The sequence below is a fragment of the Micromonospora sp. RL09-050-HVF-A genome, from assembly GCF_019374995.1.
GTDB classification, from domain to species: Bacteria; Actinomycetota; Actinomycetes; order Mycobacteriales; family Micromonosporaceae; genus Micromonospora; species Micromonospora antibiotica.
The window spans coordinates 4,962,615-4,989,575 of sequence record NZ_JAGKQP010000002.1 but is presented as its reverse complement, the minus strand read 5'-3'; the positions used below and the strand labels follow the sequence as shown (position 1 = coordinate 4,989,575).

Here is a 26,961-nt window from a genome sequence, read left to right as displayed (position 1 = left end):
CCGCCGGCCCGCCGCCCTCCCCCCGCCCGCCCGCCCGCCGATGTTGATCAAGAGGTTTGCGTCACCAGGCGCGATCAAACTGACGTAAACCTCTTGATCAACCCCGATCAGAGGGGGGTGGAGGCGGAGCGGGCGGGGAGGTCAGGGAGTGGATCATGGATTTGAGGGCGTGGAAGGCGGTTGAGCGTTCGGCCCCGGTCATGCCGGAGAGCATTCTGACCTCGACCGAGCGGACGGCGGCGGTCGCCTGGTCCAGGCTGCGTCGACCGCTCGGCGTGAGCCGCGCGGGCAGCGCCTTGCCCACGGGAGCCTCGGCGGGCCTGGTCACGTAGCCCTCCCGTTCCAGGTTCTGGAGCAGGACGTTCATCGTCTGCCGGGTCACGAACGCCCCCCGCGCGAGCTCGGAGTTCGACAAGCCCGGTCGCTGCGCCAGCAGTTCGAGGCAGGCGTAGTGCGTCACACCCATCCCGAGCGGGCGGAGCACCTCCTCCATCGCCGCCCGCAGGGCGCTCGACGCCTCTTTCAGCAGGTAGCCCAGGGACGTGTTCAGGTCGATGCCGGCATCACCTTGACTCATGTCAGGATTCTGACATAGGTTGAGCCGTGTCAGGAAACTGACATGAAAGAAGGAGTACCACCATGCCCGTCACCGGCCCCGACTTCATCTCGCTCCAGGCACGCGACCTCGCCGCCTCACAGGCGTTCTACGAGCACTATCTCGGCCTCATCCGCTCGCCGGCCGGGCCCCCGCACGCCGTCGTCTTCGCGACCAAGCCGATCGCGTTCGCCCTGCGCGACGTCGTCACCGGCACCGATCTCGACTCCGTCGCCCAGCCCGGCATCGGTGCCGCGATCTGGCTACACGCCACGGACGTGCAGGCCATCCACGACGCGCTCGTCACCGACGGGCACACCATCGTCTCCGCACCTGTCGACGGCCCCTTCGGCCGGACGTTCACCTTCGCCGACCCCGACGGCTACCAGGTCACCCTGCACGACCGCGCCTGAGGTGCCGGCCCTGGCGGTAAGCGGCCCAGGCACACGCACGGGGCGCGGGGCACGTCGATCAGCGCGTCGCCGCCTCCGGGCCGGACAGGTCACGGCTCTCGTAGGCGCTGCGGGACCCGCAGACGTCGGCACGGGAACACATGGAGCGCGAGCCGTCGGCGTCCAACCGGACGGTCACCGCGTCCCGGGGGACGCTGTGGCCGACCACCCGGCCCTCCCCCTCGGGTGTGGTGACCCGGCTGCCGACCGCCGGGGCGGACTCGGTGAACCTGGCATAGAGCGGGTGCTCGTACTTGAGGCAGCACATCAGCCGGCCACAGGCCCCGGAGATCCGCAGCGGGTTCAACGGGAGGTCCTGGTCCTTGGCCATCCGGATGGTCACCGGCTCGAAGTCGTTGAGGAAGGTGGCGCAGCACAGGTCCCGGCCGCAGGAGCCGATGCCACCCTGCACCCGGGCGGAGTCACGGGCGGAGAGCTGCCGCAGCTCCACCCGGCAGTGCAGGGTCGCACCCAGGTCCCGGACCAGGGAGCGGAAGTCCACCCGGTGCGGGGCGGTGAAGTAGACCGTCGTCCGGTCCCCGGTGCCCTCGGTGGCGGCGAGGACGTGGTCCACCGCGACCACCTTCATCGGCAGGCCGTGCTCCCGGATCAGCCGCTTCGCCGCCACCTTCGCCTCCGCCTTACGCCGCCGCAGCAACTCGTCGCGGCGCAGGTCGTCGTCGCCGGCCAGCCCGACCAGCTTCGGGAAACCGTCGGTCTCCTCGGTGACCCACTGCGCCGCCCAGACGCACTCCGCCACCTCGGGGCCGTCGTCGGTGGGGACGAGCACCCGGTCACCGACCTGCGGACGGAACTCCCCCGGGTCGAGGTAGTAGAGCCGCCCGTACCGGTTGAAGCTGACCGCGCAGAGCATGCCCATGACATCAGCCTACGACGGATCGGCGGGACCCGGTCGGGTGCGGCGGGCGGGCATCCCGCCGGGGAGTCGACCCGGTCACGGTCAGCCGATCCGCAGCGGGCCGCCGTGGTACGACGGACCGCCGGCCGACCGCCAGGTCGACTCGGCCAGGCTGGGTGACCACTGGCGCAGTAGCGTCTCCGCCCCGTCGTAGGCCACCCCGAGCACCGCGAGCACCCGGGTGGCGATCTCGGCCGCTGCCCCGGACCCGACGGCGGGCCCGGCACCGGAGGCGGTCGCCGCCCGGACCCGGACCGCCTCGGTGGAGCCGAGCACCTCGGCCAGCACCCGGGCCACCGCCAACCGGCTGCCCTCCACCCAGTCGGCCAACGCGTCGGCGTAACCGGCGGTGGACTCCAAGCGGCCCACCAGGCTCTCCGGCCCCTCGTCCAGATGGCGCAGCAGGGCGGTACGGGCCTCGTCGTAGGACGACCCGGCCGGGCCGGACCAGATCCCCGGGTCGGTGAGGGCGGCGCACGCGTCGTCGTACCCCCGGATGAGCCGGCGCACGGCGTGGCCGGCGGTCGCCAGTGGCGCGGGGTGCAGGTCGAGGAAGGCGCGCAGGGCCTCCCCCGGCAGCAGCTGCATCCGGCGCAGCAACGGCCAGACGGGGTGCCCCTCGGGGCCCCGGCGGCGAGCAGCGTGTCGACCCGGGCGAGCAGGTCGAGACCCGGCTCGGCGAGGCGGTCCAGCGGGTCCATCACGCCTCCCCGCCCAGCCGGCGGCGGGCGGCGTCGTCGGCGGTGGCGTAGCGGTCGGCGGCGCTGCGGACGGCCGACGCGGCGGCGGCCAACCGGGCGGCGGCGGCACCCGCCTCGCGGGCCCGGCAGTCGGTGGCGGCGGTCCACTGCCGGTGCAGGGCCCGTCCGACCTCACCGGGACGACCGGCGGCGTGCGCACCGAACGCCGGATGCGGCGGGTCACTCACCGTGACCGTGCGGGAGAGCGCGGCGAGGGTGGCGCTGGCCTCGTCGAGGCGGGCAGCGAGGGCGCGCAGGGCGTCCACCTCAGGCCCCCGCGAGCGGGCGGTAGGCGGTGAAGGTCTCGTTGTGCAGCTTCTCCCGGGCCCACTGGGCGGCGTCGGCGGCGGCCGTGACGACGGCCTGCACCGAACCGGCCACGTCCCGGGGGTGGCGGTTGTGCAGCGGCCCGAGGAAACGCACGTCGGTGATCCGGCCCCCGGCGGTCACCACCACCTCGACCAGCCCGTCGGGCGAGCGGACGGTCACCTCGACGGTGTCGACCGCCCGGTCGAACTCGGCCTGGAGGGACTCGATCCGGCGGTACCGCCGCACCGCCTCCTCGATCCACGCCTCGTCGATCTCGCCGCGCGGCATCCGATCTCCCCCCAGGTAGACCTCACCCTGCGTGCCACCACGATCACTGCGGCCCACCGGGACCGTACCGCACCCCGTCAACACGTGTCGATGGGCGGAAACGGGGGTCAGCCGCGCCAGAGGGAGAGCATCATCGCCTCCACGGCGATGCGGGGTTTCACGTTCGCCTCGATCGCCGCCCGGCACTCCAGCACCGCCTCCAACCGGCGCAGCGAGCCCTCGGGGGCCCATTTCTGCCCGCCCGCCTCGGCCAACGTCGCGGTGTCGGTGTGCACCGGGGCGACCGGCGCGCGCAACGCCGAGGTGAGCGCGTCCCGGTAGAAACCGGCCAGGTCCACCAGGGCCCGGTCCAGGGCGTCCCGCTGGGCCCGGGTGGCCCGGGACTTCTGCCGCTTCTCCAGGTCCTTGAGCTGGCCGGCGGAGCCACGGGTCGCGCCCGCCGCGCCCCGGCCGGTGCCGCCCGCGCCCAGCGCGGTCTGCAACGCGGCCCGCTCGGCCGCGTCGGATTCCGCCACCGAAGCCGCCGCCTCCGCCTCGGCCGCCTCGATCAGCGCCGACGCCGCGTCGAGCGCGGTGCCCACCCCGGTCAGCCGGCGCGGCACCGCCAGCACCGCGTCCCGGCGCTGGCGTGCCTCGGGATCGCGGGCCAACCGTCGGGCCCGCCCCACGTGCCCCTGCGCGGCAGCGGCGGCCCACTGCGCCACGTCGGGCGTGACGCCGTCCCGCCGGACCAGCACCTCGGCGACCGCCGCCGCCGAGGGCTGCCGCAGCGGTACGACCCGACAGCGCGACCGGATCGTCACCGAGACGTCCTCCGGGTGGGTGGACGGGGCGCAGAGCAGGAAGACCGTGCGGGGCGGTGGCTCCTCGACCGCCTTGAGCAACGCGTTGCCGGCCGCCTCGGTGAGCCGGTCGGCGTCCTCGATGATCACCACCTGCCAGCGTCCGCCGGACGGGGTGCTCGCCGCCCGCAGCACCAGGGCGCGCATCTCGCCGACGCCGATGGAGAGCCCTTCGGGGGCCACCAGCCGGACGTCGGCGTGGGTGCCGGTGAGCGTGGTGTGGCAGCCGGGGCAACTGCCGCAGCCGGTGCCGTGCACGCACTGGAGGGCGGCGGCGAAGGCCCGGGCGGCCACCGAGCGACCCGAGCCGGGCGGGCCGGTGAAGATCCAGGCGTGGGTCATCCCGGCCGCCGGGTCGACGGGCGGGGGGTCCCCCGACGGTGGCCCCCTCGTCGGCCTCGGCCAGGGCGGCCAGGTCGTCGTCCGGGTCACCGGTGGGGGTGGGCAGGTGGGCGGTGCGCAGCACGGCGGCGGCCGACGCGGCGGCCCGGCGCAGGGTGTCGACCGCGTCGGCCTGACCGACCAGGTCGGCGAAGACGTCCGACATCAGGTGCGGTGCTCCATCCCCACCAGCTCAGAGTCGGATAACTCGGGCTGCACCGAGGTGTCCGGCCCGTGCGCCGGGCGGGGGTGCACGATGCCGGCCGGGTCCACCAGCAGCTCCTGCACCCGGCGGGCGACCAGGCGGGCGATCTCGTCGACCGGGCGGGCCCCGTCGAGCACCAGGTAACGCTTCGGGTCGTTGGCCGCGAGGTCGAGGAAGGCGTACCGGACCCGCTCGTGGAAGGCGACCGACTCCGCCTCCAGCCGGTCGGTCCCCCGGTTGCGGGCCGCCGCCCGGGACAGGCCGGTGCGCGGATCGACGTCGAGCAGCACCACCAGGTCGGGCTTGAGCCCGCCGGTGGCCCACGAGGAGAGCCAGGAGACCTCGTCGACCGGCAGCGTACGACCGGCGCCCTGGTAGGCCAGGGACGAGTCGACGTACCGGTCGCTGATCACCACCGCACCCCGGATCAGGGCGGGTCGGACCACGGTGGCGACGTGGTGGGCCCGGTCGGCGGCGTACAGCAGCGCCTCGGCGCGCGGGGACGGGGCGTCCGCGCCGGAGTCCTCCAGCACCAGGGCCCGGATCCGCTCACCCACGGCCGTGGCACCCGGCTCGCGGGTCACCACCACGTCGCGGCCCTGCTCACGCAGGCGGGTGGCGAGCGTTTCCAGCTGGGTGGACTTGCCGGCCCCCTCGCCGCCCTCGAAGACCACGAAGAGCCCGTTGGAGACGAACGGCTCGGCCGGCATCAGTGGCCGGCCGCGCATCGAACCCCACAGGTCGGCCAGGACCGGCACGCCCTTCTTGTCGTCCATCTGGCCGAACGCGCTGATCCCGGCGAAGATGCCGGCCAGGCCGGCGGCGAGCAGCAGCAGTCGGGTGGACGAGACCGAGATGCCGAGGTCGGCGATGGTCAGCTGGCGTGAGCCGCCGACCCCGACCAGCAGGCTGCTCAGGGCGATGGCCAGGATCAGCACCAGCCGGGTGCCGATCTGCACCACGGCGAAGACCCGGCCGCGTACCTCGTCGGCGACCTCGCCGCCGAGCAGCGTGGTGCCGGCGAGGAAGGCCATGCCGGCACCCGCGCCGACCATGATCGCACCGAGGATGGCCATCGACAGGTGGATGGCGAAGGCCAGCACCAGCACGGACGCGCTGGCCAGCACGATGCTCATGCCGAACCAGCGACGGCGGGACATGTCCCGCACGATCATCGGGCCGAGCCCGATGCCGACCGCCAGCCCGATGAAGATCGCGCCGAACAGCATGTAGAAGGCGGCGTCGCCGGCGCCCAGCGAGGCGGCGAAGAACTTGGCGGTGCCGATCACGATGCCGCCGCCGGCGAACGCGCCGAAGATCCCCAGCACCAGGCCCCGGACCAGCGGGGTCTGGCCGATGAACTTCCAGCCCTCGGTGAACTGGCTGAACATGCCCTGCTCGGCGCGCTCACCCCGCTCCCGGGCCTGGGCCTGGCTGATCTCCTTGATGCCGAAGGCCACCACCAGCGCGGTGGCCAGCCGGGAGAAGGCGTTGAACCAGAGGGCGAGCTGGGCCGGCTCGGCCCAGCCGGGCATCTCCCCGCCGGTGATCCCCCGCACGCTGCGGTCCAGCACCGCCAGTCCGATCGCGGCGGCGACCGGGGTCAGGCCGTACGTGGTGATCAGGGTGAGCTGGTTGGCCGTCTCCAGCCGGGCGCGCGGGATGAGGTTGGGGACCGCGGCCTCCTTGGCCGGAATCCAGAGCAGGGTGATCGACTCGATGAGGAAGGTGGCGATCGCCGCCCAGGTGACGACCACGCCGCCCCGGACGCCGAGCAGCGCGACCAGCGGGATCGAGGCGAAGAGCACGAACCGCAGCAGGTCGCAGATGACCATCGTCCAGCGCCTGTCGAACCGGTCGGCGAGCACGCCGGCCACCGGCCCGAGCACCAGCGCCGGGAGCAGCCGGATCGCGATCACGCCACCGAACACGGCGCCCTGGGCGGTGCTGCCGGACACCTGCGCGGCGGCGAAGACCGAGGTGGCGAGCAGGCCGAGCCAGTCGCCGAAGGAGGCCGCGCCGAGGACGATCCAGAGCCGCCGGAACGGCCTGATGCGCAGCACGGAACGGATCGCCGCCGCACCGGACCGGTCGGTCGGGGCGGTGCCGCCGGGCGGTGGGCCGGATGACGACGCGCCGGACGACTCGCCGTGCTGCTGGCTTTCGATGGCCGTACCTCCACGTGCCGGCCCAACGCTGGGCAGTCCCGGTGGAACACTCTAGACCCGGTGGGGGCCTCCCCACCGGCGACATTCTCCTGCTCGCCGAGCCTAGGCCGCGAACGCCACCGACCGCAGCCCGGTAGGACGTGAGGGTATTTCGCATTGCCGTCCGGACAGTTAGCGTGCATTCGTGGCCATCGACAGCGACACCCTGCGCGAACGCCTCGACAAGGCGACCGCCCACCTCGACCCGCCCTACGCCGTGGTGGACCTCACCGCCTACGACGCCAACGCCGCCGCGCTGGCCGCCCGCAGCGCGGGCAAACCGGTCCGCGCCGCCAGCAAGTCGATCCGGGCCCGCGACCTGCTCACCCGGGCGCTGCGGCAACCCGGCTGGTCCGGTGTGATGGCGTTCACCGTTCCCGAGGCGAACTGGCTGGTCCGCTCCGGTGTCACCGACGACGCGCTGGTGGCGTACCCGAGCGCCGACCGGGGGGCGCTCGCCGAGCTGGCCGCCGACCCGCAGCTCGTCGCGGCGGTCACCCTCATGATCGACAGCACCGAGCAACTGGACCTGATCGACGTCGTGTGCCCACCGGGCAGCCGCCCCGAGCTGCGGGTCTGCCTCGACCTGGACGCCTCCTGGCGACCGCTGCGCGGGCGGGTGCACGTCGGAGTACGCCGCTCGCCGGTGCACAGCGCCCGGGCGGCCGGCGCGCTGGCCGCCGCCGTCGCCCGCCGACCCGGCTTCCGGTTGGTCGGCCTGATGTCGTACGAGGCACAGATCGCCGGCCTCGGGGACGCCCCGCCCGGACAGGCCGCGCTCAGCGCCGCGATCCGGATCGCCCAGCGCGGGTCGTACCGGGAGCTGCTGGCCCGCCGGGGTGCGGCGGTCGCCGCCGTCCGGGAACACGCCGACCTGGAGTTCGTCAACGGCGGCGGCACCGGCAGCGTGGCCGCCACCAGCGCCGACCCCGCGGTCACCGAGGTCACCGCCGGATCGGGGCTGTACGGGCCGACGCTGTTCGACGCCTACCGGGCCTGGCGGCCGACCCCGGCGGCGTTCTTCGCCTGCACGGTGGTCCGCCGGCCGACGCCGGAGATCGCCACCGTGCTGGGCGGGGGCTGGATCGCCTCCGGACCCGCCGCCACGAGCCGGCTGCCCCGGCCGTGGCTGCCGGCCGGGCTGGCGCTGGTCGGCAGCGAGGGCGCGGGCGAGGTACAGACCCCGCTGACCGGTGCCGCCGCAGCCGGGCTGCGGATCGGCGACCGGGTGTGGTTCCGGCACGCCAAGGCGGGTGAACTCTGCGAGCGGGTCAACGAGCTGCACCTGGTCGACGGCGACACGGTCGTCGACACGGTGCCCACCTACCGGGGGGAGGGCCACGCCTTCCTCTGACCGTCGCGCGCCCCTCGCCCGACGCCGGGCCGTTCCCCGGTCCGCGGCGGGCGGGGCGGTCAGGGCTGGGCGACGGGCGGGGTGGGGGCCTCGACGTGCCGGTGCAGGTATTCGCGGATGAGCGCCTTGGCCTCGGCCAGGACCCGCTCGTCGCCCTCCTGCTTGCGGCGGAACGCCAGCTTGATCAGGGCGTCCGCGGCCTCGACGGCGATCTCCAGGCAGAACCGCAGGCGCGGCTCGTCGACCATGCCGAACCGTTCGGTGAGCACCCGGGCCAACTGGTCGGCGATCACGCCGTTGTTGTCCCGCTGCTCGTCGAGCAGGTGCAGGTCGACGACGTCGCCGAAGTGCAGGGTGCGGAACCCCGGGACGGTGCGGTGCATCGAGATGTACTCGTCGATGCCCGCGTCGACGCCGTCCCACCAGTGGGTCAGGTCGTCGGAGGCGAACCGCTCGTCGAGGCGCTGGAGGTAGGACTCCATGGTGCGCAGGGTCAACGCCTGCACGATCGCCCGCTTGTCCGGGAAGAACTGGTAGACCGACCCGATCGCCACCTCGGCCCGCTCGGCGAGCAACGTGGTGGTCAACCCCTCGTACCCCACCTCGTCGACGAGTTCGGCACAGGCGTCCAACATCCGTTGGACGCGCGCGACACTTCGACCCTGCACCGGAACGCGGCGCAGCGGCCCGGTCGTGGCGGCTGGTGTGGACACTCGACGCCACCCCCCTTCGACGGAAGAACATATCCACATGTCACGAGACCGTGACTACCGGTACAACGAGCGGACCTCGATTGCGGTATTTACCAGGCACAACGTTCCTGATATGAAGGCAGTTCACATTCATGTCGAGGAGCGCCGATGGCCGGTACCGCCACCGCCTGGTCCAACTGGGCGGGCAACCAACACAGCGTCGCCACCGCCATCCTGCGCCCTACCACCGTCGAGGACATAGCCGAGGCGGTCCTGGACGTGGCGGGCGCAGGTGAGCGGATCAGAGTGGTCGGCAGCGGCCACTCGTTCACCCCCATCGCCGTGTCCGACGGGCGGCGGATGGAGCTGTCCGCCCTGCGGACCGAAGTCCGGGTCGACCGGGCGGCCCGACTGGTCACCGTCCCCGCCGGGACCACCCTGCGGGCGCTCAACGCGCTGCTCGCCGGGCACGGCCTGGCCATGCCCAACCTGGGCGACATCGACGCGCAGACCATCGCCGGGGCGATCTCCACCGGCACCCACGGCACCGGTGCCGCGTACGGCTGCCTGTCCACCTTCGTCGAGGCGCTCACCCTGGTCACCGGCACCGGCGAGGTGCTGCGCTGCTCGGCCGAGGAACACCCGGAGATCTTCGCCGCCGCCCGGGTCGGCCTGGGAGCGCTCGGCGTGCTCGCCGAGGTCACCCTGCGCTGCGTCGACGCGTTCACCCTGCGCGCACACGAACGCCCCGCCCCGCTCGACGAGGTGCTGGGCGACCTGTCCGGTCTCATCGGCCGGCACGACCACGTCGAGTTCTACTGGTTCCCGTACACCGACCGGGTGCAGCTCAAGACCAACGACCGGGTGCCGGCCGACGACCGGCCGCTGCCGCGCTGGCGGGGCTGGTTGGACGACGAACTCCTCGCCAACACGGTCTTCGCCGGGGCCTGCCGGCTGGGCCGCGCCGTGCCGCCGCTGGTCCCCACCATCAGCGCGGTGTCCGCGCGGGCACTGACCGAGCGCACCTACACCGGCCGCTCCGACACCGTCTTCTGCACCCCGCGCCGGGTCCGCTTCGTCGAGATGGAGTACGGCATCCCGCGCGCCGCCCTGCCGCAGGCGCTGGCGGAGCTGCGCCGCATCGTCGACCGGCTGCCGTTCAAGGTGCTCTTCCCGGTCGAGGTGCGGTTCACCGCCGCCGACGACATCTGGCTGTCCCACGGCTACGGGCGTGACTCGGCCTACCTCGCCGTCCACCAGTACGTCGGCATGCCGTACGAGCCCTACTTCCGGGCCTTCGAGGAGGTCGCTGCCGGGCTGGGCGGCCGACCCCACTGGGGCAAGCTGCACTACCGGGACGCGGCGTCCCTGGCGACCGCGTACCCGAGGTTCGCCGACTTCCAGGACCTCCGCGCCCGACTCGACCCCGGCCGGGTCCTCACCAACCCCCACCTCGACCACATCCTCGGCGAGTGACCCACCCGCCGCCAGGGGTGACGACGACGGCGGGAACGGCACGGTAGCCTGCCTGCGATGCCCCGAATCACCACCCGCCGTAACGGTCTCCTGGCGTGCTGCGCGGCCCTGTCGCTGTGGCTCGTCGCGTGTGGCGAGCCACCCGACGAGCCCACCGCCGCCCCACCCGCCCCGGCAGCCCCGGCAGCCCCGGCAGCCCCGGACACGGTGGTGACCGACTTCGTCAGCCGGCTCAAGCCGACCGATCCCTACCGCGACCCGGACCCGACGGAACGGCAGACGGCCCGTCGGGCGGTGACACTGTTGGTGACCGGGGACCAGTCGGGGCTGCCGGAGGCGAGCGGGCTGCTGGCCGAGCTGGGCTTCACCGCCAGCCGGGGCCGCGATCCGCAGACCGGGCGCGACTACGCGCTGTTCGTCACCGGGGCCGGCACGGAGCGGCCCTGGGGCCTGATCATGGTGGACCTGTCCCAGCCGGTACGCCTCGCCGTCGAGGTGCCCCACCCCAACTCGGACCTGCACACGGAGGACATCGGACTGCGGCTGTTCCGGGCGACGCCGGGCAGCATCATGCTGGTCGCCGGCGCACACCGCCGGGCCGGCGACGGGCGGGCGGACGCGGCGCACAACTCCCAGGGCCTGTTCCAACTGGCCAGCGAGCGGTTCGCCCGCAACCGGATCAACCAGATCCAACTGCACGGCTTCGCCGAGCAGAGCCTCCCCGGCGAGGAGATGGTGGTCTCCAACGGGCAGAAGCGCTCCACCCCCGCCCTGCGCCGCACGGCCGACGCGCTGGACACCGCCGGCTTCGTCGCCTGCCGGGCCTGGACCAGCAGGTGCGGTGAGTTGGAGGGCACCACCAACACCCAGGCCGAGGCGGCCCGCAAGGAGGGCGCGGTCTTCGTCCATCTGGAGATCACCTGGGCGGTACGCCGTGCCGAGGACCGTCGGGCGGACCTGGTGGCGGCACTGGTGGCCGCCGACCTTCCCCGCCGCTGACACCTACCGGCCCGCAGCCCCGGCACCCGACCACGCCACCCCCGCGTTTGCCGGCCGGCCGGGGTCAGACCCGGCGGGCCGACAGGAACCGGCCCGACCAGTAGCCCGGCCCGTCCAGTAGCGACTCACCACCGAAGTCACCGAACGTCGGACCGTCCGCCTTGACCCGGCTGGAGAAGAACCGGTGGTGACCGGCATCGTCGACACCGAGATAGATGCCGGAGTGCTCGATGCTCGGGCCGGCGTTCGCCCCGTGGTTGAAGAAGACCAGGTCACCCTCCTGGAGGACGCCGTAGTCGCGGGCCGCCCGACCGGTGTTCGGGATCAGCAGCGCGCCGGGGCCGAAACCGGCCATCGCGTACGCCCGGCGGGGCAGTCCGGCACCCTTGGTGTTGGTGCCCCGCAACGGGTACTTCATCCGGTAGCCGTAGACCATCCGGATGAAACCCGAGCAGTCCAGGCTGCGGAAGTGGTCCTTGGCCGGCCGCTCGTGCTTGCCGTCCGGGAAGTCCCACTCCACACCGAGGTAGTCGTAGAAGTCGGAGTTCTCGGCACGACCGTCCGGGTCCGCCGCCGAGAGTGGGCCGAAGGAGGCGTCACCGGCGAACTGGCGGCCCTTGGCGTCCTTACGGGCGGGCGCGTCGTCCAGGTAGTCCATCGCGATGGCGAGGGCGTCCGGGCTGTCGTCCCCCACCGCCTTGTCCAGCCACGGCCGGAACCATGCCGCCTTCTCCTCACCGGCCTTCCACGGGGTCGGGGCGAGCCGGATCCAGGCGTCGGTGGTCACCGACGACTTCGTGAAGCGGGGCTCGGTGAAGGTCCGCTCGGGGCCGGCGACGCGTACCGTGCGGGCCTTGTCGGTGAACACCGCCAGCACCCGCCCGGCCGCGTCGCGGACCTGGGTCCGCGACGGTTTGCCCAGCCGGGTGAAGGTCAGCTCGGCGGACTCGACCGACGCCGCGCCCGGGCCGGCCGCGCTGCCCGGCGGGGCGGTCGACGCGGACCGGTCGGGACGGAGCGCCACGACGACGATCACACCCGCGGCGATCAGGACGACGGCCAGCGTCGCCCAGATCCCGTTCCTGCTCTGTGACACGGGGGATGCCTGCTTCCGTAGTCTCGGCTCAACTCACCGGCACCAGGCCGGCCAGGATGCCACTGAAGATGATCAGGTACGAACCCACGGAGACCGCCCCGGTGGCCAGGATCGTCGCCAGCGGCGGTTGACGGACCAGCTGGTAGGCGATCAGGCCAGGTGCCACGAAGCCGAGGGTCTGGTGCGAGAACAGCAGCGGGAAGTCCTGCTGGATGACCAGGAAGAGGGTGGTCTGGAGCAGCACGCTGAGCAGCACGATCGCCGCGAACAGCCGCTTGCCGTAAAGGATGACCACCCGCTGCATGACCCGGGTGAGTCCCCAGGTCACCCCGGTCATCGCGACGATCACCAGCACCTGGCGGTACTCCTCGACCAGGGCCAGCGCCAGCCAACCCGGCGTGATCATGCCACCGGGGGAGAGATTGGTGGTGAGGTAGCAGGCCAGCGCGAGGACCAGCCCGACGCCCAGGCAGAGCGTGGACAGCTCGGGCGTCAGTTCTCCGTTGATCATGAGGAACTCCGGTAGACGGACGGCCGTCGATGCGACGACTGCGGATCGGGATCGGGTGGTGTCGCAGCGGTGCCGTCGGCCGGTGGCCGGCGGCTCCGGTCCCGGCGCGGATCGTGGTCCACCGGGGCCTGCTCCGGGGGCCCGCCCACCGGCCGGCCGCGCCGGGTCGGCGGCTCCTGCTCCACCAGGCCGAACGGGTCCCGCTGGCCCGGAGACTGGGCGTGGTAACGGTCCAACTGCTCGGGGGCCAGCGCGGCGTACCGGTCCAACTGCTCGGGGGCGAGCGCGGCGTACCGGTCCGGACGCCCGGGGGCGGGCACGCCGGGGCGTTCCGGCCCGTCGTACGGTCGGGCCGTCGGGGGCCGGGCCACGGCGCCGGGGGCGCGAGGGGCACGGGGGGTGCCGGGGGCGCGGGAGGGTTGCCGTACGTCGTCGCCGGCCGCCGGGAGGCACCGGAGGCCGGTCCGGGCGGCGAGTCGCCCCCCGGTGCGCCGTACCGACGGGCAGGGGCCTCGCCGACTGGCCGAACACTCGGACCCGGCGGCACGACACGAGCAGGCGGACCCGCCGGCACCGCACGCACAGCCGGACCCGGCGGCACCGCACGCACAGGCGGACCCGGCGGCACCACACGCACAGCCGGACCCGGCGGCACCACACGCACAGCCGGACCCGGCGGCACCACACGCACAGCCGGACCCGACGGCACCACACGCACAGCCGGACCCGACGGCACCACACGAGCAGCCGGACCCGCCGGCACCACACGAGCAGGCGGACCCGGCGGCACGACACGAGCAGCCGGACCCGGCGGCACCGCACGAGCAGGTGGCTCCTGGGATACGGGACGGTCCAGACGGCTGAGCTGCGCGAGCAGGATCTCGCCCTGACCGTGGATGTTGCCGATCGCCAGCACCGAGGCGAACCCGTCGATGCTGCCGAGCACCCCGTCGAGCAGTTCCTCGGCCCCGATCCGACCGCCCAGGTCGACCACCCGGCCCTGCCAGCTCTCCTCGATCTTGACGCGGGCGCTCCGGGTCGGCTCACCGATCAGGACGACCTTGTCCGGGTCGATCCGGGAGACCAGCGCGCCCATCTGGCCGTTCCGCTCCACCCGGTCCGGCCGACAGTTGATCAGCACGTGCAGTGGTCGGGGGATCGACCCCTGTTCCTGCAACTGCTTGATGTTCATGAACGTCGACTCGGGGTCGTTGGCGGCGAAGATGTTCGCGAACCGCAGCGACGTGCCGTCCCGGCGGTACTCCTCGACGCTGAGCACCCCCGGATCGGGGGGTGCCGTCCACATACCGGTCAGGGCGGCCTCCCGGGGCACCCCGAGCAGTTCGGCCACCTTGAGGGCGATGGCCACGTTCTCCTTGAACGTGGTCCAGGTGAAGCCCGCCATCTCGTCGTCGGTGACCGATTCGGGGTCGACCGGGATCAGCTTGCAGGACCGCTTGTCCGCCTCCGCCTGCAGGATGTGCAGCCGGTCGGACTCGGCGGTGACGCAGATCCCGCCGACCGGCATGGACCGGCTCAGCGAACGGGCCACGTCGTCCAGGGTCGGCCCCATCTCGGCGAGGTGGTCCTCCCGGACGTTGCAGAGGATGCCGATGGTGGACTGGATCAGCTTGGTCTGGTTCAGCTCCTGCAACGGCGGCATGACCGCCATGCACTCGATCACCAACGCGTCCGGGTAGTAGGCGGCGGCCCGGCGGACGATGCCGATCTGCTCCACCACGTTGGCGATGCCGAACTTGCGGTAGACCGGCTCTTCGCTGGCGTCCGGGAAGATGAACCGGGCCGCCGTGCCGGTCGTCTTGGCCACCACGACCAGCCGGCCACCACGCAGCGCACCGGCGGTGAGCCGGGTGATCGAACTCTTGCCCCGGATGCCGTTGACGAGCACCCGCTGCGGGATGCGGTGCAGGCTGCGGTGATGGTTGCGCTGCTCGATGATGCCGCCCGCCAGCAATCCGAGGCACGCGAGGAGAAACACCAGATAGAGGAAGAGCATCTCAGTCACCCCTGCGGGACGACCGGACACCACGGCTACCCGCCTTCCGTCGTGGCGGGACCTTCGTCATGATCGCCGTGGGCATGCCCTCGGTGCCGCGCAGTCGTGCCGCACCCCCGAGCCGCTGCTCGCCGTGGACCGCCGCCTGACGACACACCTCCAGGCAGACCGCCACCGCGCCGATGTCGTCGTGCCAGCGCGGTGAGATCACCCGGCTGCTGTCCCCACCGGCGAGCGTCGCCGCCTCCCGGGACAGGTTGCGCAACGGCCGGAGTTGGAAGAAGTAGTACCAGCTGAACAGCAGCAGGCCGATGCCCGCCGCGACGACCGCGACCAGGAGCGCGCCCTGACGCATCTCGTTGCCGGGCAGCGCGTAGTCGGTGACCGGGCGCTCGGCCACCACCGTCCACTCCAGGTGCGCCGCCGAGCCCTCCAGCGCGACCGGCGCGGTGATCAACAGCTCACGGTCACCGTCGACCTCCGCCACCCGGGCGTACGGCTTCCCGCTGAGCGCCTCCGCCGCCGCGGTGCGCACCTGCCGGCTGGAGACCTGCTCGAAGGCGAGGTAGCCGGCCGAATCCAGGATGTCCCGCTGGTCCACGTCGACCACCCGCAGTCGCCCGTCGACCCGCTCCAACAGCCGGGTCAGGTAACGCACGTCGAACTCGGCGACCAGCGACCGCCCGTCCGCCAGCTGCGTGTACGCGTAGACGATCGGCAGTCGGCCCTGCACGTCGTGCAGCACCACACCGCCCTCCCCCGGCAACGGACCACCGGGTCGCAGCGGGGTCCGGCCCACGCTGGTGACCACACCGCCGTTCGCCGACACGAGGTAGCCGCTGCGGAACCTGCGGTTGTCGTCGAGCAGGCGGTCGAGCGCCCGGCGCAGCTGGCCGGTGCCGGCGGTGCGGTTGTCCGCGCCGACCAGGGCGAGCTTGGTGTAGCCACCGTCCAGGGTGTCGTCGACCGCGCCGGCCACGGCGGCGACCTGGTTCTCCGAGTCCCGCACCACCTGGGCCGGGAGGTCGTCCTCGTGGGGGGCGAGGGTGGCCAGGATCCCGCCTGCGGCCAACAGCACCGCGACGACCGCCGTGACGACCGCAAGACCTGCCGGTACGCCGCCGGTCGGGTCGTCCGGGCCGCGCCCCGCCGGGGTCGCGTGCTGCTGGGCGGCGAGCGTGCCGAACGCCGAGGCGATCCGGTTGACCTGGGCGTTCGCCGTCCTCGGCGGCCCCTGCGTGGGGTTGCCCGAGGCCACCGCCTTGGCGTGGACGAGGAGCAGCCGCATCGGCCGGACCAGTCCGAACTGGAGGATCAGCAGCACCGCACCGGCACCCACCAGCAGGACGAGCGCGGCCAGCAGGGGCTCCCGGGTGACCGCAGCGGCGGTGACCGGGACGTACACCAGGGAGACCACCACGACACCGACCTTGCCGACGGCGTCGGCGGTGGCCACCGGGGCGATCGGCGCGGCCGGGTCCCGGTCGACCGGGCCGGCGGCCGGTGCGCCGGTGCGGGTGGCGGTGGACCCCCCGGACGTCGCGCCCACCGCGCCGGTGATCAGCCCGTCCAGCGCGGGATCGGCCGGTACGGGTGCCCCCTGCACGAGGGACCGCCCACCTCCGGGCACGGCGATCAGGACGGCCTGCTTCGCCTTCGGGTCCAGCCGGAGGGTACGGATGTGCAGGTTCAGCTCGGCGACGAGCAACCGCCCGTCGGACAGCGGTTCGACCAGGAGCAGCCGGGGGTCGTTGCCCTCGACCACCGGCAGGGCGATCCGGCCGGCGGCGGTGCCGGGGGGCAGCGCCACCGGTTGACCGACAGCAGCCACAGTGGACTTTCCGGCCGCGTCGAGGACGCCGACGCCCCGCCACTTCGGTTGGTCTCTGGTGAGTGCGGCGAGTTGGGTGGCCGCCCCGGCCGGCCGCGCGTCGTAGGCGCCTGCCGTGCGGGCCAACTCCTCCCGGCTACGGGCGACCGAGCTGTCGAGGCCACGGGCGACCGCCCTGACGAAGTCCCGCTGCGAGTCGGTCACGGCCCGGGGCACGCCGGCCTCGCTGTCGCGGCCCAGGTAGGCGAAGGCGAAGACGGCGAGCAGGGTGAGCAGCAGGGCAGCCACCAGCGCCGGCGTACCGACCCCGGTCAGCAGACGGGGCTGCGGAAGCTGTTTCTCCAGGCTGATCAGACGCCAACGGGCCAACTCTCCCTGCCCGTCCCCGGGGCGGTGGAGGCCCGCCCGCACCGGCGGTGGCGGATGGTTCATCCACGCACCCACAGTAGACAGTCGTCACCCATGTAACCGTTCCTCCCCGTGGACCAGCCGGCGTGCGAGGCTAACAGCGCTCACCGCCCGCCGGATGGCGCGATTCGCCAACTATCGAGCGAATCGGATATTCAACCGCGTGATTTACCCGTTCGGCGTGGCCGAACCACCGGGCGGGCCAAGAACCTCAAGACCATCCGCTTCTCCCCCACGGGCCAAGAGGTAGCCCCGGATGCGGGCGGCAGCAGCCCGGTAGATCTCCCGGCGGTGCGCCGGGGTCGCCGGATCCGCCAGCGCGGTCGGCAGATCCACCAACCGGATGTCCGGATTCAGATCGATCCAGGTGGGAACGGCCTCGGCCCGGGTCACCCGCCACTTCCCCTTGGCCGTCTCGGTGAAGGTGAACCGCCCCATCACGCCCTCCCGGTTGGCGGGGATCGGTTCCGCGTGCCGGGCGACCTGGTTGCCCATCCCGAAGACCACCCACTTCTGGCCGATCTTCTCGATCGGCTGCACCACGTGCGCATGGTGACCCAGGATCAGATCGATGTCCGGGGACGCGATCAACAGCTTCGACCACTCCTCCTGCTTGGCGTCCGGCAGGTTCTCGTACTCGGTGCCCCAGTGCAGACTCAGCACCACGATCTCCGCACCCGCCGCGCGCAGCTTGCGCGCCGCCGCGAGGATCCTGGGCGGCTCGATGAGGTTGGCGATCCACTCCTTGCCCGCCGGCCGTCGCAGCCCGTTGAAGTGCAGGCTGTAGGCCAGGTGCCCGACCCGTACCCCGTTCTTGGTGTAGATCCGTGGGGTGAGCGACTCCTTCTTGGTCCGCGCGCTGCCGGTGTGCCCGATCTTCGCCGCGTCCAACGCGTCCAGGGTACGGACGACCCCCGCCTCGCCCTGGTCGATGCTGTGGTTGGACGCCGTCGAGCAGGCATCGAAGCCGGTGCCCCGGATCGCGTCCACCACCTGCGGAGGGACGCTGAACTTCGGGAAGCCGACGAACGGCCCGTCCGGCTTGGCCAGCGGGGTCTCCAGGTGACAGATCGCCAGGTCAGCACCCTCGACCGCCGGGCGGGCGTGCCGGAACAACGGGTTGAAGTCGAGCGCGGCGGAACGCCCCGCACGCTTGGCGTCCCGGCCCGCCTGATGGGTCAGTTCCGGGTGCACCAGCACGTCACCGGCGCCCAGGATGGTGAACAGCCGACGCCCGGAGGAGTCCTGGCGTACGGCCGGGTCGGGCGGGGTGCTGACCGGCCCGACCTCGGCGACCGGCGCACCCGCACCGATACCCGGCGGGTCAGCGGGCGAATCGCCCCGTGTCCCGCTGGTACGCCAGACGATCAGCCCCGCTCCGGCCAGCACCGTCCCGACGAGGGCGACGATGCCCGCCACCTTCAGCGGCCGGCCGCCACCCGCACTCTCCGATTTGGACACCGCGACAGAGTAGGCCATCACGCACCGGACGTGAGGCCCCTTTCAGCGGCTCACTCGCCGTCGGCAGCCACCGTGGCCTTGCGGGGAGCAGCCTTGCGGGCCGGCGTCTTCTTGGCTGTCGTGGCCTGCTTCGTCGCGGTGGCCTTGGTGGTCGTGGCCTTGGCCGCCGTCGTCTTCTTCGCCGCCGTGGTCTTCTTGGCCGGCGCCTTCTTGGCGGGGGCCTTCTTCGCCGCCGCCTTCTTCGGGGCCGGGCCCTTCGCCCGCTTCTCGGCCAGCATCTCCGACGCCTGCTCGACGGTCAGTTCCTCCGGGGTCTGCCCGCGCCGCAGCGACGCGTTGAACTCCCCGTCGGTGACGTACGGCCCGAACCGGCCGTCCTTGATCACCAGTGGCTTCTCGGTCAGCGGGTCGACGCCCATCTCGCGCAGCGGGGCGCGGCGGCCCGACGCTGGCGGGTCTTCGGGGCGGCCAGCAGGGCCAGCGCCTCGTCGAGGGTGACGGTGAACATCTTGTCTTCCGAGTCCAGCGAGCGGAACTCGTCACCACGCTTGACGTACGGACCGTAGCGGCCGTTGTTGGCGACCACCTCACCGCCGTCCGGGGCGACCCCGATCACCCGGGGCAGGCTGAGCAGCTTCAACGCCTCGTCGAGGGTGAGCGAGTCGGGGGTCTGCGTCCGCAGCAGCGACGACTTGCGCTCGCCGCTGGCGACGTACGGGCCGAACCGGCCGGACTTGAGCACGATCGGTTCCCCGGTGGCCGGGTCGTCGCCGAGCTTGCGCTCGCCGCCCCCGCCGAGGAACAACTCGTGCACCTTCTCCGGGGTCAGCTCGTCGGGGGCCAACCCTTCCGGGATCGGCGCCCGGTCGCCCTGGCCGCCGCCCTCCTCGCCCTCGGCCTTCGGCGTCGGCTGCTCGCCGGGCAGGGCCCGTTGCAGGTACGGCCCGAACCGGCCCACCCGCACGACGACCTCACGCCCCTCGTCGTCGGTGTGCAGCGGGATCGAGTTGACGCTGCGCGCGTCGATCTCGCTGAGGTCCTCGGTGACCAGTTTCTTCAACCCGCCCGCGTGGGCGATGGCCTGGTCACCGGTGCCGTTGCTGCTGCCGAAGTAGAACGCGGTGAGGAAGTCGACGGCGGCGTGGTCGCCCCCGGCGATCTCGTCCAGCTCGTTTTCCATGCTGGCGGTGAAGTCGTAGTCGATCAGGCGCGGGTAGTGCCGTTCCATCAGCCCGATCACCGCGAACGCCAGGAACGTCGGGATCATCGCCTGGCCGCGCTTGGTGACGTAGCCGCGGTCCTGGATCGTCTGCATGATCGACGCGTACGTCGACGGGCGGCCGATGCCCAGCTCCTCCAGCGACTTGACCAGCGACGCCTCGGTGTAGCGCGACGGCGGCTGGGTGTGGTGGCCCTGCGCGGCCAGCTCGTCGGCGGTCAACGGCTGGTCCTTGACCAGGGTGGGCAGCCGCCGCTCGGCGTCCTCGGCCTCGGCGTTCTCGTCGTCGCTGGACTCGACGTAGGCCCGCAGGAAACCCGGGTCGGTGATGGTCTTGCCGGTGGCCCCGAAGTCCGCCTCCTCCTGCGCGGCGGAGACCGCCCGGATGCGCACCGAGACGCTGGAGCCGACCGCGTCGGTCATCTGCGAGGCGATGGTGCGCCGCCAGATCAGCTCGTAGAGCTTGAACTCCTCGCCGGACAGCTCCTTGGCCACGTCGCCCGGGGTGCGGAAGTTGTCCCCCGCCGGGCGGATCGCCTCGTGCGCCTCCTGGGCGTTCTTCACCTTGCCGGTGTAGCGGCGCGGCTCCGGTGGCACGCTGCGCTCGCCGTACAGCTCGACGATCTGCCGGCGGGCCGCCGCGATGGCGGTCTCCGACAGGTTCACCGAGTCGGTACGCATGTAGGTGATGTAGCCGTTCTCGTAGAGCCGCTGCGCGGTGCGCATCGTCTGCTGCGACGAGAACCGCATCTTGCGGGCCGCCTCCTGCTGGAGGGTGGAGGTGATGAACGGCGCGTAGGGGCGACGACGGTAGGGCTTCTCCTCGACCCGGGTGACGGTGAACGGCCGCCCGTCCAACCGGGCCGCCAGGCCCCGCGCCCCGCTCTCGTCGAGGTGCACCACGCCCGCGCCGGGGCGTACCCGGCCGGTGGTCGGCTCGAAGTCCTTGCCGGTGGCGATCCGGTCGCCGTTGAGGGCGACCAGGGTGGCGTTGAAGGTACGCGGGCCCTCGCCCGGCTTCGCCACCGCCAGGGTGGCGAGGATGTCCCAGTATTCCGCGGTGCGGAAGGCCATCCGCTGGCGTTCCCGCTCGACCACGATCCGGGTCGCCACGGACTGCACCCGGCCCGCCGAGAGCCTCGGCATGACCTTCTTCCACAGCACCGGGGAGACCTCGTAGCCGTACAGCCGGTCGAGGATGCGGCGGGCCTCCTGGGCGTCGACCAGGTCCCGGTCGATCTCCCGGGGGTTGGCCACCGCGGCCTGGATGGCCGGCTTGGTGATCTCGTGGAAGACCATCCGCTTGACCGGCACCTTGGGCTTGAGGGTCTCCACCAGGTGCCAGGCGATGGCCTCGCCCTCGCGGTCCTCATCCGTGGCCAGGAAGATCTCGTCGACCTCCTTGGCCAGCTTGACCAGCTTGTTGATCTGCTGCTTACGGTCGGCGGAGACGACGTAGAGGGCATGGAAGCCGTTGTCGACGTCCACCCCGAGGCGGGCCCACGGCTCACCCTTGTACTTGGCCGGCACGTCGGCGGCGTTACGGGGGAGGTCCCGGACGTGGCCGAAGCTGGCCTCCACGACGTACCCCGGGCCGAGATAGCCCGAGATCGTCTTGGCCTTCGCCGGTGACTCGACGATGACCAGACGGGTGGTTCCAGCGTTGCTCGGCACGTCTCTCCCCGACTCCGCTCCTGCTCCAGGCCCGATTCGGGCCGTGTCGCGCCCGCCGGACCACGGTTGGTCCGGATGTCCAACGTAACGCGCCGCCCGGGTTCCGGGTCCCGGGGGCGGCAATCAACGTCCGCGCGGCGACACCACCGACGCCACGCCGGCCGCAGCGGCCGGACGGCGCCACCGTACACCGTGGGTAGGCCCGGAAGTGGGCCACGGTGACGGGGACGGACCCCCGACCTGGGCGAATCCCGCTGCTCACGGAGTGAGACGGTCAGCATACTGTCCGCGATACTGTCCATGATCGGACACTTGGCCAGTCTGCACGACCGCCTCCGGTAGGCCGATGGTGCCGCATCCGGGGCGTCCCGACAGCGCAACATCGCCGCCGTCGGGTCGATCACCACCCGGGCCCGGGCCAACGGGGCCAGGCGGTGCAGGGCAGGGTGGGGCCGGGCAGAGCGTCGCCAGGCGGGGCGGTCACGGCCAGAGGTCGACGGGGGCGGTGGGCGGTCGGTCGCCCACCAGCTCGGCCAGCCGGGCCAGCCGCCGCCCGCCGATCCGGAACGCCGGGCCACCCGCCTCCGCCTCCAGCAGCGCCGCCGGCAGACCCACCACGGCGAGCGCCGCCCGCACCACCGGCCACCACGGCTCGTCCCGGGGATGCAGGCGCAGCAACAGGCCGGCCTCGTCGGCCGCCCCGCGGCGGCCAGCCACAGCCGCAACCGCCGGCCGTGCAGGTGGAAGTGGCCCGGCGGACGCTTGACCCCGCCGGCCAGCCAGGCCGTCGCCAGCGGGGCGAGGGTGGTCAGATACGAGGTACGCACGACCCAGCGCTGCTCCCCGGTCGCCTCCCAGCCCGCCGCGAGCCCCCGCCGGGCCAGCTCGGCGACGAGCACGTGCACCCGCCAGGCCGCGTCCACCTCGACGGACAACCGGGCGGTACGCCCCATCCGGTGCACCTCCCCCGGGCCGGCCAACAGCCCGGACAGATCGGCGACGGACGGATCGGCCGCCTCGGAGCCGAACAGCGACAACTGGCGCACCGGCTCCCCGGGCGGGTCGGTACGACTCAGCGACACTCCGGGACCTCGTCGAAGGCCTGTTTGAGCTCTTTCGAGTTGAGCCGCCCGGTGTCCAGCGCGCTCGCGTCGTACTCCTTGTTGAGCTTGTCCACCGCCGCCTGGACGCCGTCGTAGAACACGGTGGCCCGCCCGGTGTCCAGCGCGTCGATGGTGTCACCGGCGCGTCCGTAGGCGTCCCTGATCCTCTCCAGGGACGTCCGGAACCCCTTCGACACCTCGTCGCCGCGGTCGGTCTCCGGGATGCCCGCGTCGGCGATCCGGCGGCGGGCCGTCTCGCTGGCCTGCTCGGCACCGGCGAAGAGCCGCACCAGGTTCTCCTTCGCCTGTGCCGGGGTGGTCTGCGCGGTCATCTGCTGGTGGGTGCTGCTGGTGAGCTTGCTGATCTCGGCCCGCCACGGGGTGAGCGCCTCGCAGACCGAGGCCGCCCAGGCCCGTGGGCTGGGACCGCCGCCGCAGCCGGCGACGACGAGGACGGCCGTGGTGAGGACCACCGTGAGCTTTCCGGCGGCACTCGCCCGACACGTACGCATGCGATGCAGCGTACGGCCTCCGGGCGATTGCGCCAGCGATCAGGTTTCGCGCTGGTCGGCCCCCGCAGCGGGTCCCCGGGACGGCCGGGAACCCGCTGCGTCGTCACTCAGACGTTGGCCGGTTCGACCTGCTTGGGGTCGTTGCCCGCACCGGTGCCACCACCGTCCGGGGTGGAGTCCATCGCGACGCCCTTGCGCTTGCTGAACACCACCGCCGCGACCACGATCAGGGTGGCGACCGCCGCGATCGTCAGGCGCAGCGGGGTGTTCCGGTCGTCGCCGACGCTCCAGGCCACCACGGCCGGCGCGATCAGCAACGAGACCAGGTTCATCACCTTGATCAGCGGGTTGATCGCCGGGCCGGCGGTGTCCTTGAACGGGTCACCGACGGTGTCGCCGATGACCGTCGCCTCGTGCGCCTCGGAACCCTTGCCGCCGTACGCGCCGTCCTCGACGAGCTTCTTGGCGTTGTCCCAGGCCCCACCGGAGTTGGACAGGAAGACCGCCATCAGGGTGCCCGCCCCGATCGCCCCGGCCAGGTAGGAGGCCAGTGCGCCCGGCCCGAGGCCGAAACCGACCGCGATGGGGGCGAGGATGGCCAGCAGGCCGGGGGTCATCAGTTCACGCTGGGCGTCCCGGGTGCAGATGTCGACGACCTTGCCGTACTCGGGGCGCTGGGTGCCGTCCATGATCCCGGGCAGCTCGCGGAACTGCCGGCGGACCTCCATCACGACCGCGCCGGCCGAGCGGGAGACCGCGTTGATGGCCAGCCCGGAGAAGAGGAAGACCACCGCCGCACCGATGATCAGACCGACCAGGTTGCGCGGGTTGGCGACGTTGAGCGCGCCGAGGATCTCGGCACCGACGTCACCCACGCCCGCGTCGGAGTACGCGGTACGCAGCGTGTCGGTGTACGAGCCGAACAGCGCGGTGGCCGCGAGCACGGCGGTGGCGATCGCGATGCCCTTGGTGATCGCCTTGGTGGTGTTGCCGACCGCGTCCAGCTCGGTGAGGATCCGCGCGCCGTTCTCGTCGATGTCGCCGGACATCTCGGCCACGCCCTGCGCGTTGTCGGAGATCGGGCCGAAGGTGTCCATCGCGACGATCACGCCGACGGTGGTGAGCAGGCCGGTGCCGGCCAGCGCCACCGCGAACAGCGACAGGGTGATGGAGCCGCCGCCGAGCAGGAACGCGCCGAAGACCCCGGCAGCGATCAGCAGCGCCGAGTAGACCGCCGACTCCAGGCCGACGCTGATGCCGGCGAGGATGACGGTGGCGGCACCGGTCTGCGAGCTCTTGCCGATGTCCTGCACCGGGCGGCGGGTGGTCTCGGTGAAGTAGCCGGTCAGCGCCTGGATGGCGGCGGCCAGCCCGATGCCGATGACGACCGCGGCGATGGTCACCCCGCGCGGGCCGAGCGGCGGGTCGCCGCCGTCCACGCCGAGGCTGGCCCGCCACTCGGGGCCGAGCAGGTCGGCCCAGGTCGGCTGGAGGTAGAAGTAGGAGGCGATCGCGACCAGCACCGCGGAGAACAGGGCCGAGAGGTAGAAGGCCCGGTTGATGGCGGTGAGGCCGTTGCGGTCGGAGGCGCGCAGCCGGGTGATGAACACCCCGACGATCGCCACCAGGACCCCGATCGTGGAGATGATCAGCGGCAGGACCAGGCCGTCCTCACCGAACGCGGCACGGCCGAGGATCAGCGCCGCGACCAGCGTCACCGCGTACGACTCGAAGAGGTCGGCGGCCATGCCGGCGCAGTCGCCGACGTTGTCACCCACGTTGTCGGCGATGGTGGCGGCGTTGCGCGGGTCGTCCTCCGGGATGCCCTGCTCCACCTTGCCGACCAGGTCGGCACCGACGTCGGCGGCCTTGGTGAAGATGCCGCCGCCGACCCGCATGAACATGGCGAGCAGGGCGGCACCGAAGCCGAAGCCCTCCAGCACGGTCGGCGCGTCACCCTTGAAGAAGACGACCACCATCGCCGCGCCGAACAGGCCGAGACCGACGGTGAGGAAGCCGACCACGCCACCGGTGCGGAAGGCGATCTTCATGGCGGCTTCCCGGCCACCGGTCGCCTCCCGGGCCGCCGCGGCGACCCGCAGGTTGGCGCGGGTGGCCAGCCACATGCCGGCACCGCCGATGAACGCGCTGAACAGGGCGCCGACCACGAAGAACACCGATCGGCCGATCTTCACCGCGAGTTCGCTGCCGTCGGTGTCGTGCACCGGCAACAGGAAGAGCAGCACGACGGCGACGACCACGAAGATCGCCAACGTCCTGAACTGCCGGAGCAGATAGGCGGAGGCGCCCTCCTGCACCGCGCCGGAGATCTCCTGCATGTTGGTGGTGCCCTTACCGGCTGCCAGCACGGCCTTGGTCAAGGCGGCGGCGAAGACGAGTGCCACCAGCGCGATGACCGCGGCGATGACGACGTACGTCAGGTTCTCACCGGTGAGGGACAGCGCGCCGCTATCGGCGGCCAAGGTCCCGGACATCTATGTCCTCCTGTACCGAACACTGTCGCGCCGGCCAGTGGACGTATGGCCGACGCCTGGATGCGGTGGCGCACCTGCTCCGACCCGCCCCGACGGCAGATGATCAACATCTATGTTCGCTGGCTGCGGGAAGGATCACGTGCTGACAACTCACAGACTGTAGCCCTGGTCAGTGTTGGAGGTCACACCTGGGGGACACCGTGTCCGGATGATCTCCGTAACTGTGTTATGAGGAAAAATCTGATATAGGAGGCCATCAACAGTAGGAGGCGGTGACCCACCAAGGGTCACCGCCTCATGTACGCAGAGTGTCGATCAGCGGCCGACCGGCCACACCATCCGGACCTCGGTCCCGACGCCCTCGGCCACCGGACGGACCTGGAGATCCTCCACGAAACCAGCGAGCAACGCGAAGCCCACCCCGGTGGTCAGGGCCTCGTCGGTCAACGCCTCGTTGGCCAACTCGTCGGCGTTCAACGCGGCCAGGCCCAGCCCCGCCTCGATCGGCGCCCGGTCCACCACCCGCACCGAATACGCTCCGGAGTCGGACATCTCCACCAGCACCGGATCGGCCAACCCGTACTGGTGGTGCAGGGCGACCGCCCGGGTGCACGCCTCACCGATGGCCAACCGCACCTCGTCGAGCAGATCCTCCCGAACCCCGGCCCGACGGGCCACCGCGACACCGACCAGGCGGGCGGTACGCACGTGCACCGGGGCCGGCGAGAAGGAGAGCCGGACCGTCGCCATCACGTGCCGGAGCCGGTGGGGTCGGCGGCGATCGCCGCGTCGACCGTCGGATGCAGGGGGAAGACCTGGTCCAGGGCGGTGATCCGGAAGATCTTCAGCAGCGGCTCCTTGTCGCAGACCAGGGCGAACGACCCCCCGGCCGAACGCAGCCGCTTGAGGGCGCCGACCAGCACCCCCAGGCCCGTGGAGTCGAGAAAGTCCACCCGGCCCAGGTCGACCACGACCTGCCGGGCGCCGCCGTCGATCAACTCCAGGAGCCGTTCGCGCAGTCGTGGTGCGGTGTAGACGTCCACCTCACCGCCGACCTCGAGCACCGTGTGCTCCCCCACGGTGCGGGTCGCCAGCGACAGCTCCATCAGTCCTCCTCCGAGAGCCGTAAACTCTCCTGGGCATCTAACCATCCCCGCCGGACGGCCCGGCGAGGT

The 26,961-nt window shown here is 72.3% G+C and carries 20 protein-coding genes and 4 pseudogenes; 4 read left to right on the top strand and 20 right to left on the bottom strand.

Features of this window, described 5'->3' with window-relative positions; all coding sequences use genetic code 11:
- Positions 1 to 97: 97 nt before the first annotated feature.
- A complete protein-coding gene (locus J7462_RS22080) occupies positions 98 to 577 on the bottom strand; it encodes a MarR family winged helix-turn-helix transcriptional regulator (RefSeq protein ID WP_219466002.1) in 480 nt (159 codons plus the stop codon).
- Between the two features lie 62 nt (positions 578 to 639).
- Here J7462_RS22080 and J7462_RS22075 point away from each other — a divergent pair, with 62 nt between their 5' ends.
- Positions 640 to 1,008, top strand: coding sequence for a VOC family protein (locus J7462_RS22075; RefSeq protein WP_219466000.1), 369 nt, complete (start codon positions 640 to 642; stop codon positions 1,006 to 1,008).
- 58 nt (positions 1,009 to 1,066) lie between these two features.
- Here J7462_RS22075 and J7462_RS22070 read toward each other — a convergent pair whose 3' ends face one another.
- From J7462_RS22070 to tmk, 6 genes and pseudogenes are all read right to left on the bottom strand, one after another.
- The gene (locus tag J7462_RS22070) at positions 1,067 to 1,927 is read right to left on the bottom strand and encodes a regulatory iron-sulfur-containing complex subunit RicT (RefSeq protein ID WP_219465998.1); all 861 of its coding nucleotides are present in this window, start codon (positions 1,925 to 1,927) and stop codon (positions 1,067 to 1,069) included.
- Between the two features lie 81 nt (positions 1,928 to 2,008).
- Positions 2,009 to 2,667: pseudogene (locus tag J7462_RS22065) on the bottom strand (hypothetical protein).
- Complete coding sequence (locus tag J7462_RS22060) at positions 2,667 to 2,972, bottom strand: hypothetical protein (RefSeq protein ID WP_219465995.1); 306 nt, start codon at positions 2,970 to 2,972, stop codon at positions 2,667 to 2,669. The pseudogene J7462_RS22065 and the gene J7462_RS22060 overlap by 1 nt, the downstream one beginning before the upstream one ends.
- 1 nt (position 2,973) lies before the next feature.
- Positions 2,974 to 3,303, bottom strand: coding sequence for a YbaB/EbfC family nucleoid-associated protein (locus tag J7462_RS22055; protein ID WP_219465994.1), 330 nt, complete (start codon positions 3,301 to 3,303; stop codon positions 2,974 to 2,976).
- Positions 3,304 to 3,410: 107 nt separating this feature from the next.
- Positions 3,411 to 4,692, bottom strand: a pseudogene (locus J7462_RS22050) (DNA polymerase III subunit delta').
- Complete coding sequence (gene tmk, locus J7462_RS22045; protein WP_208565567.1) at positions 4,692 to 6,794, bottom strand: dTMP kinase; 2,103 nt, start codon at positions 6,792 to 6,794, stop codon at positions 4,692 to 4,694. The pseudogene J7462_RS22050 and the gene tmk overlap by 1 nt, the downstream one beginning before the upstream one ends.
- Positions 6,795 to 7,083: 289 nt before the next feature.
- On the opposite strand from tmk, the gene J7462_RS22040 reads away from it, so the two are divergent.
- A complete protein-coding gene (locus J7462_RS22040; protein ID WP_219465991.1) occupies positions 7,084 to 8,292 on the top strand; it encodes an amino acid deaminase/aldolase in 1,209 nt (402 codons plus the stop codon).
- 59 nt (positions 8,293 to 8,351) lie between these two features.
- On the opposite strand, the gene J7462_RS22035 is transcribed toward J7462_RS22040, so the two are convergent.
- Positions 8,352 to 8,927, bottom strand: coding sequence for a TetR/AcrR family transcriptional regulator (locus J7462_RS22035; protein ID WP_208565565.1), 576 nt, complete (start codon positions 8,925 to 8,927; stop codon positions 8,352 to 8,354).
- A gap of 225 nt (positions 8,928 to 9,152) precedes the next feature.
- Between J7462_RS22035 and J7462_RS22030 the strand changes: the two genes are divergently transcribed.
- On the top strand, positions 9,153 to 10,460 hold the full coding sequence (locus J7462_RS22030; RefSeq protein ID WP_219465989.1) for a D-arabinono-1,4-lactone oxidase: 1,308 nt from the start codon (positions 9,153 to 9,155) through the stop codon (positions 10,458 to 10,460).
- Positions 10,461 to 10,517: 57 nt separating this feature from the next.
- Positions 10,518 to 11,459 (top strand): hypothetical protein, encoded by a 942-nt coding sequence (locus J7462_RS22025; RefSeq protein WP_219465976.1) that lies wholly within the window; start codon positions 10,518 to 10,520, stop codon positions 11,457 to 11,459.
- A gap of 64 nt (positions 11,460 to 11,523) precedes the next feature.
- Here J7462_RS22025 and J7462_RS22020 read toward each other — a convergent pair whose 3' ends face one another.
- The 12 genes and pseudogenes from J7462_RS22020 to J7462_RS21965 form a co-directional block, all read right to left on the bottom strand.
- Positions 11,524 to 12,555, bottom strand: coding sequence for an NlpC/P60 family protein (locus tag J7462_RS22020; protein ID WP_219465974.1), 1,032 nt, complete (start codon positions 12,553 to 12,555; stop codon positions 11,524 to 11,526).
- A 28-nt stretch (positions 12,556 to 12,583) separates the two neighbouring features.
- The gene (locus J7462_RS22015; RefSeq protein WP_208565561.1) at positions 12,584 to 13,066 is read right to left on the bottom strand and encodes a poly-gamma-glutamate biosynthesis protein PgsC/CapC; all 483 of its coding nucleotides are present in this window, start codon (positions 13,064 to 13,066) and stop codon (positions 12,584 to 12,586) included.
- Complete coding sequence (locus tag J7462_RS22010; protein ID WP_219465964.1) at positions 13,063 to 13,386, bottom strand: hypothetical protein; 324 nt, start codon at positions 13,384 to 13,386, stop codon at positions 13,063 to 13,065. The genes J7462_RS22015 and J7462_RS22010 overlap by 4 nt, the downstream gene beginning before the upstream one ends.
- Before the next feature lie 608 nt (positions 13,387 to 13,994).
- Positions 13,995 to 15,083, bottom strand: a pseudogene (pgsB, locus tag J7462_RS22005) (poly-gamma-glutamate synthase PgsB); the annotation flags it as partial.
- A gap of 1 nt (position 15,084) precedes the next feature.
- On the bottom strand, positions 15,085 to 17,346 hold the full coding sequence (locus J7462_RS22000; protein WP_219465962.1) for a cache domain-containing protein: 2,262 nt from the start codon (positions 17,344 to 17,346) through the stop codon (positions 15,085 to 15,087).
- 144 nt (positions 17,347 to 17,490) lie between these two features.
- Entirely contained in the window at positions 17,491 to 18,783 is a 1,293-nt protein-coding gene (locus tag J7462_RS21995; protein WP_308290984.1) for a CapA family protein, read from the bottom strand.
- 50 nt (positions 18,784 to 18,833) lie between these two features.
- Positions 18,834 to 21,676 (bottom strand): annotated as a pseudogene (topA, locus tag J7462_RS21990) (type I DNA topoisomerase).
- 480 nt (positions 21,677 to 22,156) lie between these two features.
- Positions 22,157 to 22,393 carry a hypothetical protein gene (locus J7462_RS32465; RefSeq protein WP_255597837.1) on the bottom strand — a complete coding sequence of 79 codons (237 nt, stop codon included), beginning with the start codon at positions 22,391 to 22,393 and terminating at the stop codon, positions 22,157 to 22,159.
- Between the two features lie 355 nt (positions 22,394 to 22,748).
- Positions 22,749 to 23,291: a hypothetical protein gene (locus J7462_RS21980; protein WP_208565556.1), complete on the bottom strand. Its 543-nt coding sequence runs from the start codon at positions 23,289 to 23,291 to the stop codon at positions 22,749 to 22,751.
- A 107-nt stretch (positions 23,292 to 23,398) separates the two neighbouring features.
- A complete protein-coding gene (locus J7462_RS21975) occupies positions 23,399 to 25,786 on the bottom strand; it encodes a sodium-translocating pyrophosphatase (protein ID WP_219465955.1) in 2,388 nt (795 codons plus the stop codon).
- Between the two features lie 315 nt (positions 25,787 to 26,101).
- Positions 26,102 to 26,539 (bottom strand): ATP-binding protein, encoded by a 438-nt coding sequence (locus J7462_RS21970; RefSeq protein ID WP_091244524.1) that lies wholly within the window; start codon positions 26,537 to 26,539, stop codon positions 26,102 to 26,104.
- Positions 26,536 to 26,892, bottom strand: a complete 357-nt coding sequence (locus J7462_RS21965) for an STAS domain-containing protein (RefSeq protein ID WP_219465953.1) — start codon at positions 26,890 to 26,892, stop codon at positions 26,536 to 26,538. The genes J7462_RS21970 and J7462_RS21965 overlap by 4 nt, the downstream gene beginning before the upstream one ends.
- Positions 26,893 to 26,961: the final 69 nt, after the last annotated feature.

Bases quoted from the DNA above. Each gene is read 5' to 3' on its own strand.
- J7462_RS22080 (WP_219466002.1), bottom strand. From the start codon at position 577: ATGAGTCAAGGTGATGCCGGCATCGACCTGAACACGTCCCTGGGCTAC.
- J7462_RS22075 (WP_219466000.1), top strand. From the start codon at position 640: ATGCCCGTCACCGGCCCCGACTTCATCTCGCTCCAGGCACGCGACCTC.
- J7462_RS22070 (WP_219465998.1), bottom strand. From the start codon at position 1,927: ATGGGCATGCTCTGCGCGGTCAGCTTCAACCGGTACGGGCGGCTCTAC.
- J7462_RS22055 (WP_219465994.1), bottom strand. From the start codon at position 3,303: ATGCCGCGCGGCGAGATCGACGAGGCGTGGATCGAGGAGGCGGTGCGG.
- J7462_RS22035 (WP_208565565.1), bottom strand. From the start codon at position 8,927: ATGTTGGACGCCTGTGCCGAACTCGTCGACGAGGTGGGGTACGAGGGG.
- J7462_RS22030 (WP_219465989.1), top strand. From the start codon at position 9,153: ATGGCCGGTACCGCCACCGCCTGGTCCAACTGGGCGGGCAACCAACAC.
- J7462_RS22025 (WP_219465976.1), top strand. From the start codon at position 10,518: ATGCCCCGAATCACCACCCGCCGTAACGGTCTCCTGGCGTGCTGCGCG.
- J7462_RS22015 (WP_208565561.1), bottom strand. From the start codon at position 13,066: ATGATCAACGGAGAACTGACGCCCGAGCTGTCCACGCTCTGCCTGGGC.
- J7462_RS22000 (WP_219465962.1), bottom strand. From the start codon at position 17,346: ATGAACCATCCGCCACCGCCGGTGCGGGCGGGCCTCCACCGCCCCGGG.
- J7462_RS21980 (WP_208565556.1), bottom strand. From the start codon at position 23,291: ATGCGTACGTGTCGGGCGAGTGCCGCCGGAAAGCTCACGGTGGTCCTC.
- J7462_RS21975 (WP_219465955.1), bottom strand. From the start codon at position 25,786: ATGTCCGGGACCTTGGCCGCCGATAGCGGCGCGCTGTCCCTCACCGGT.
- J7462_RS21965 (WP_219465953.1), bottom strand. From the start codon at position 26,892: ATGGAGCTGTCGCTGGCGACCCGCACCGTGGGGGAGCACACGGTGCTC.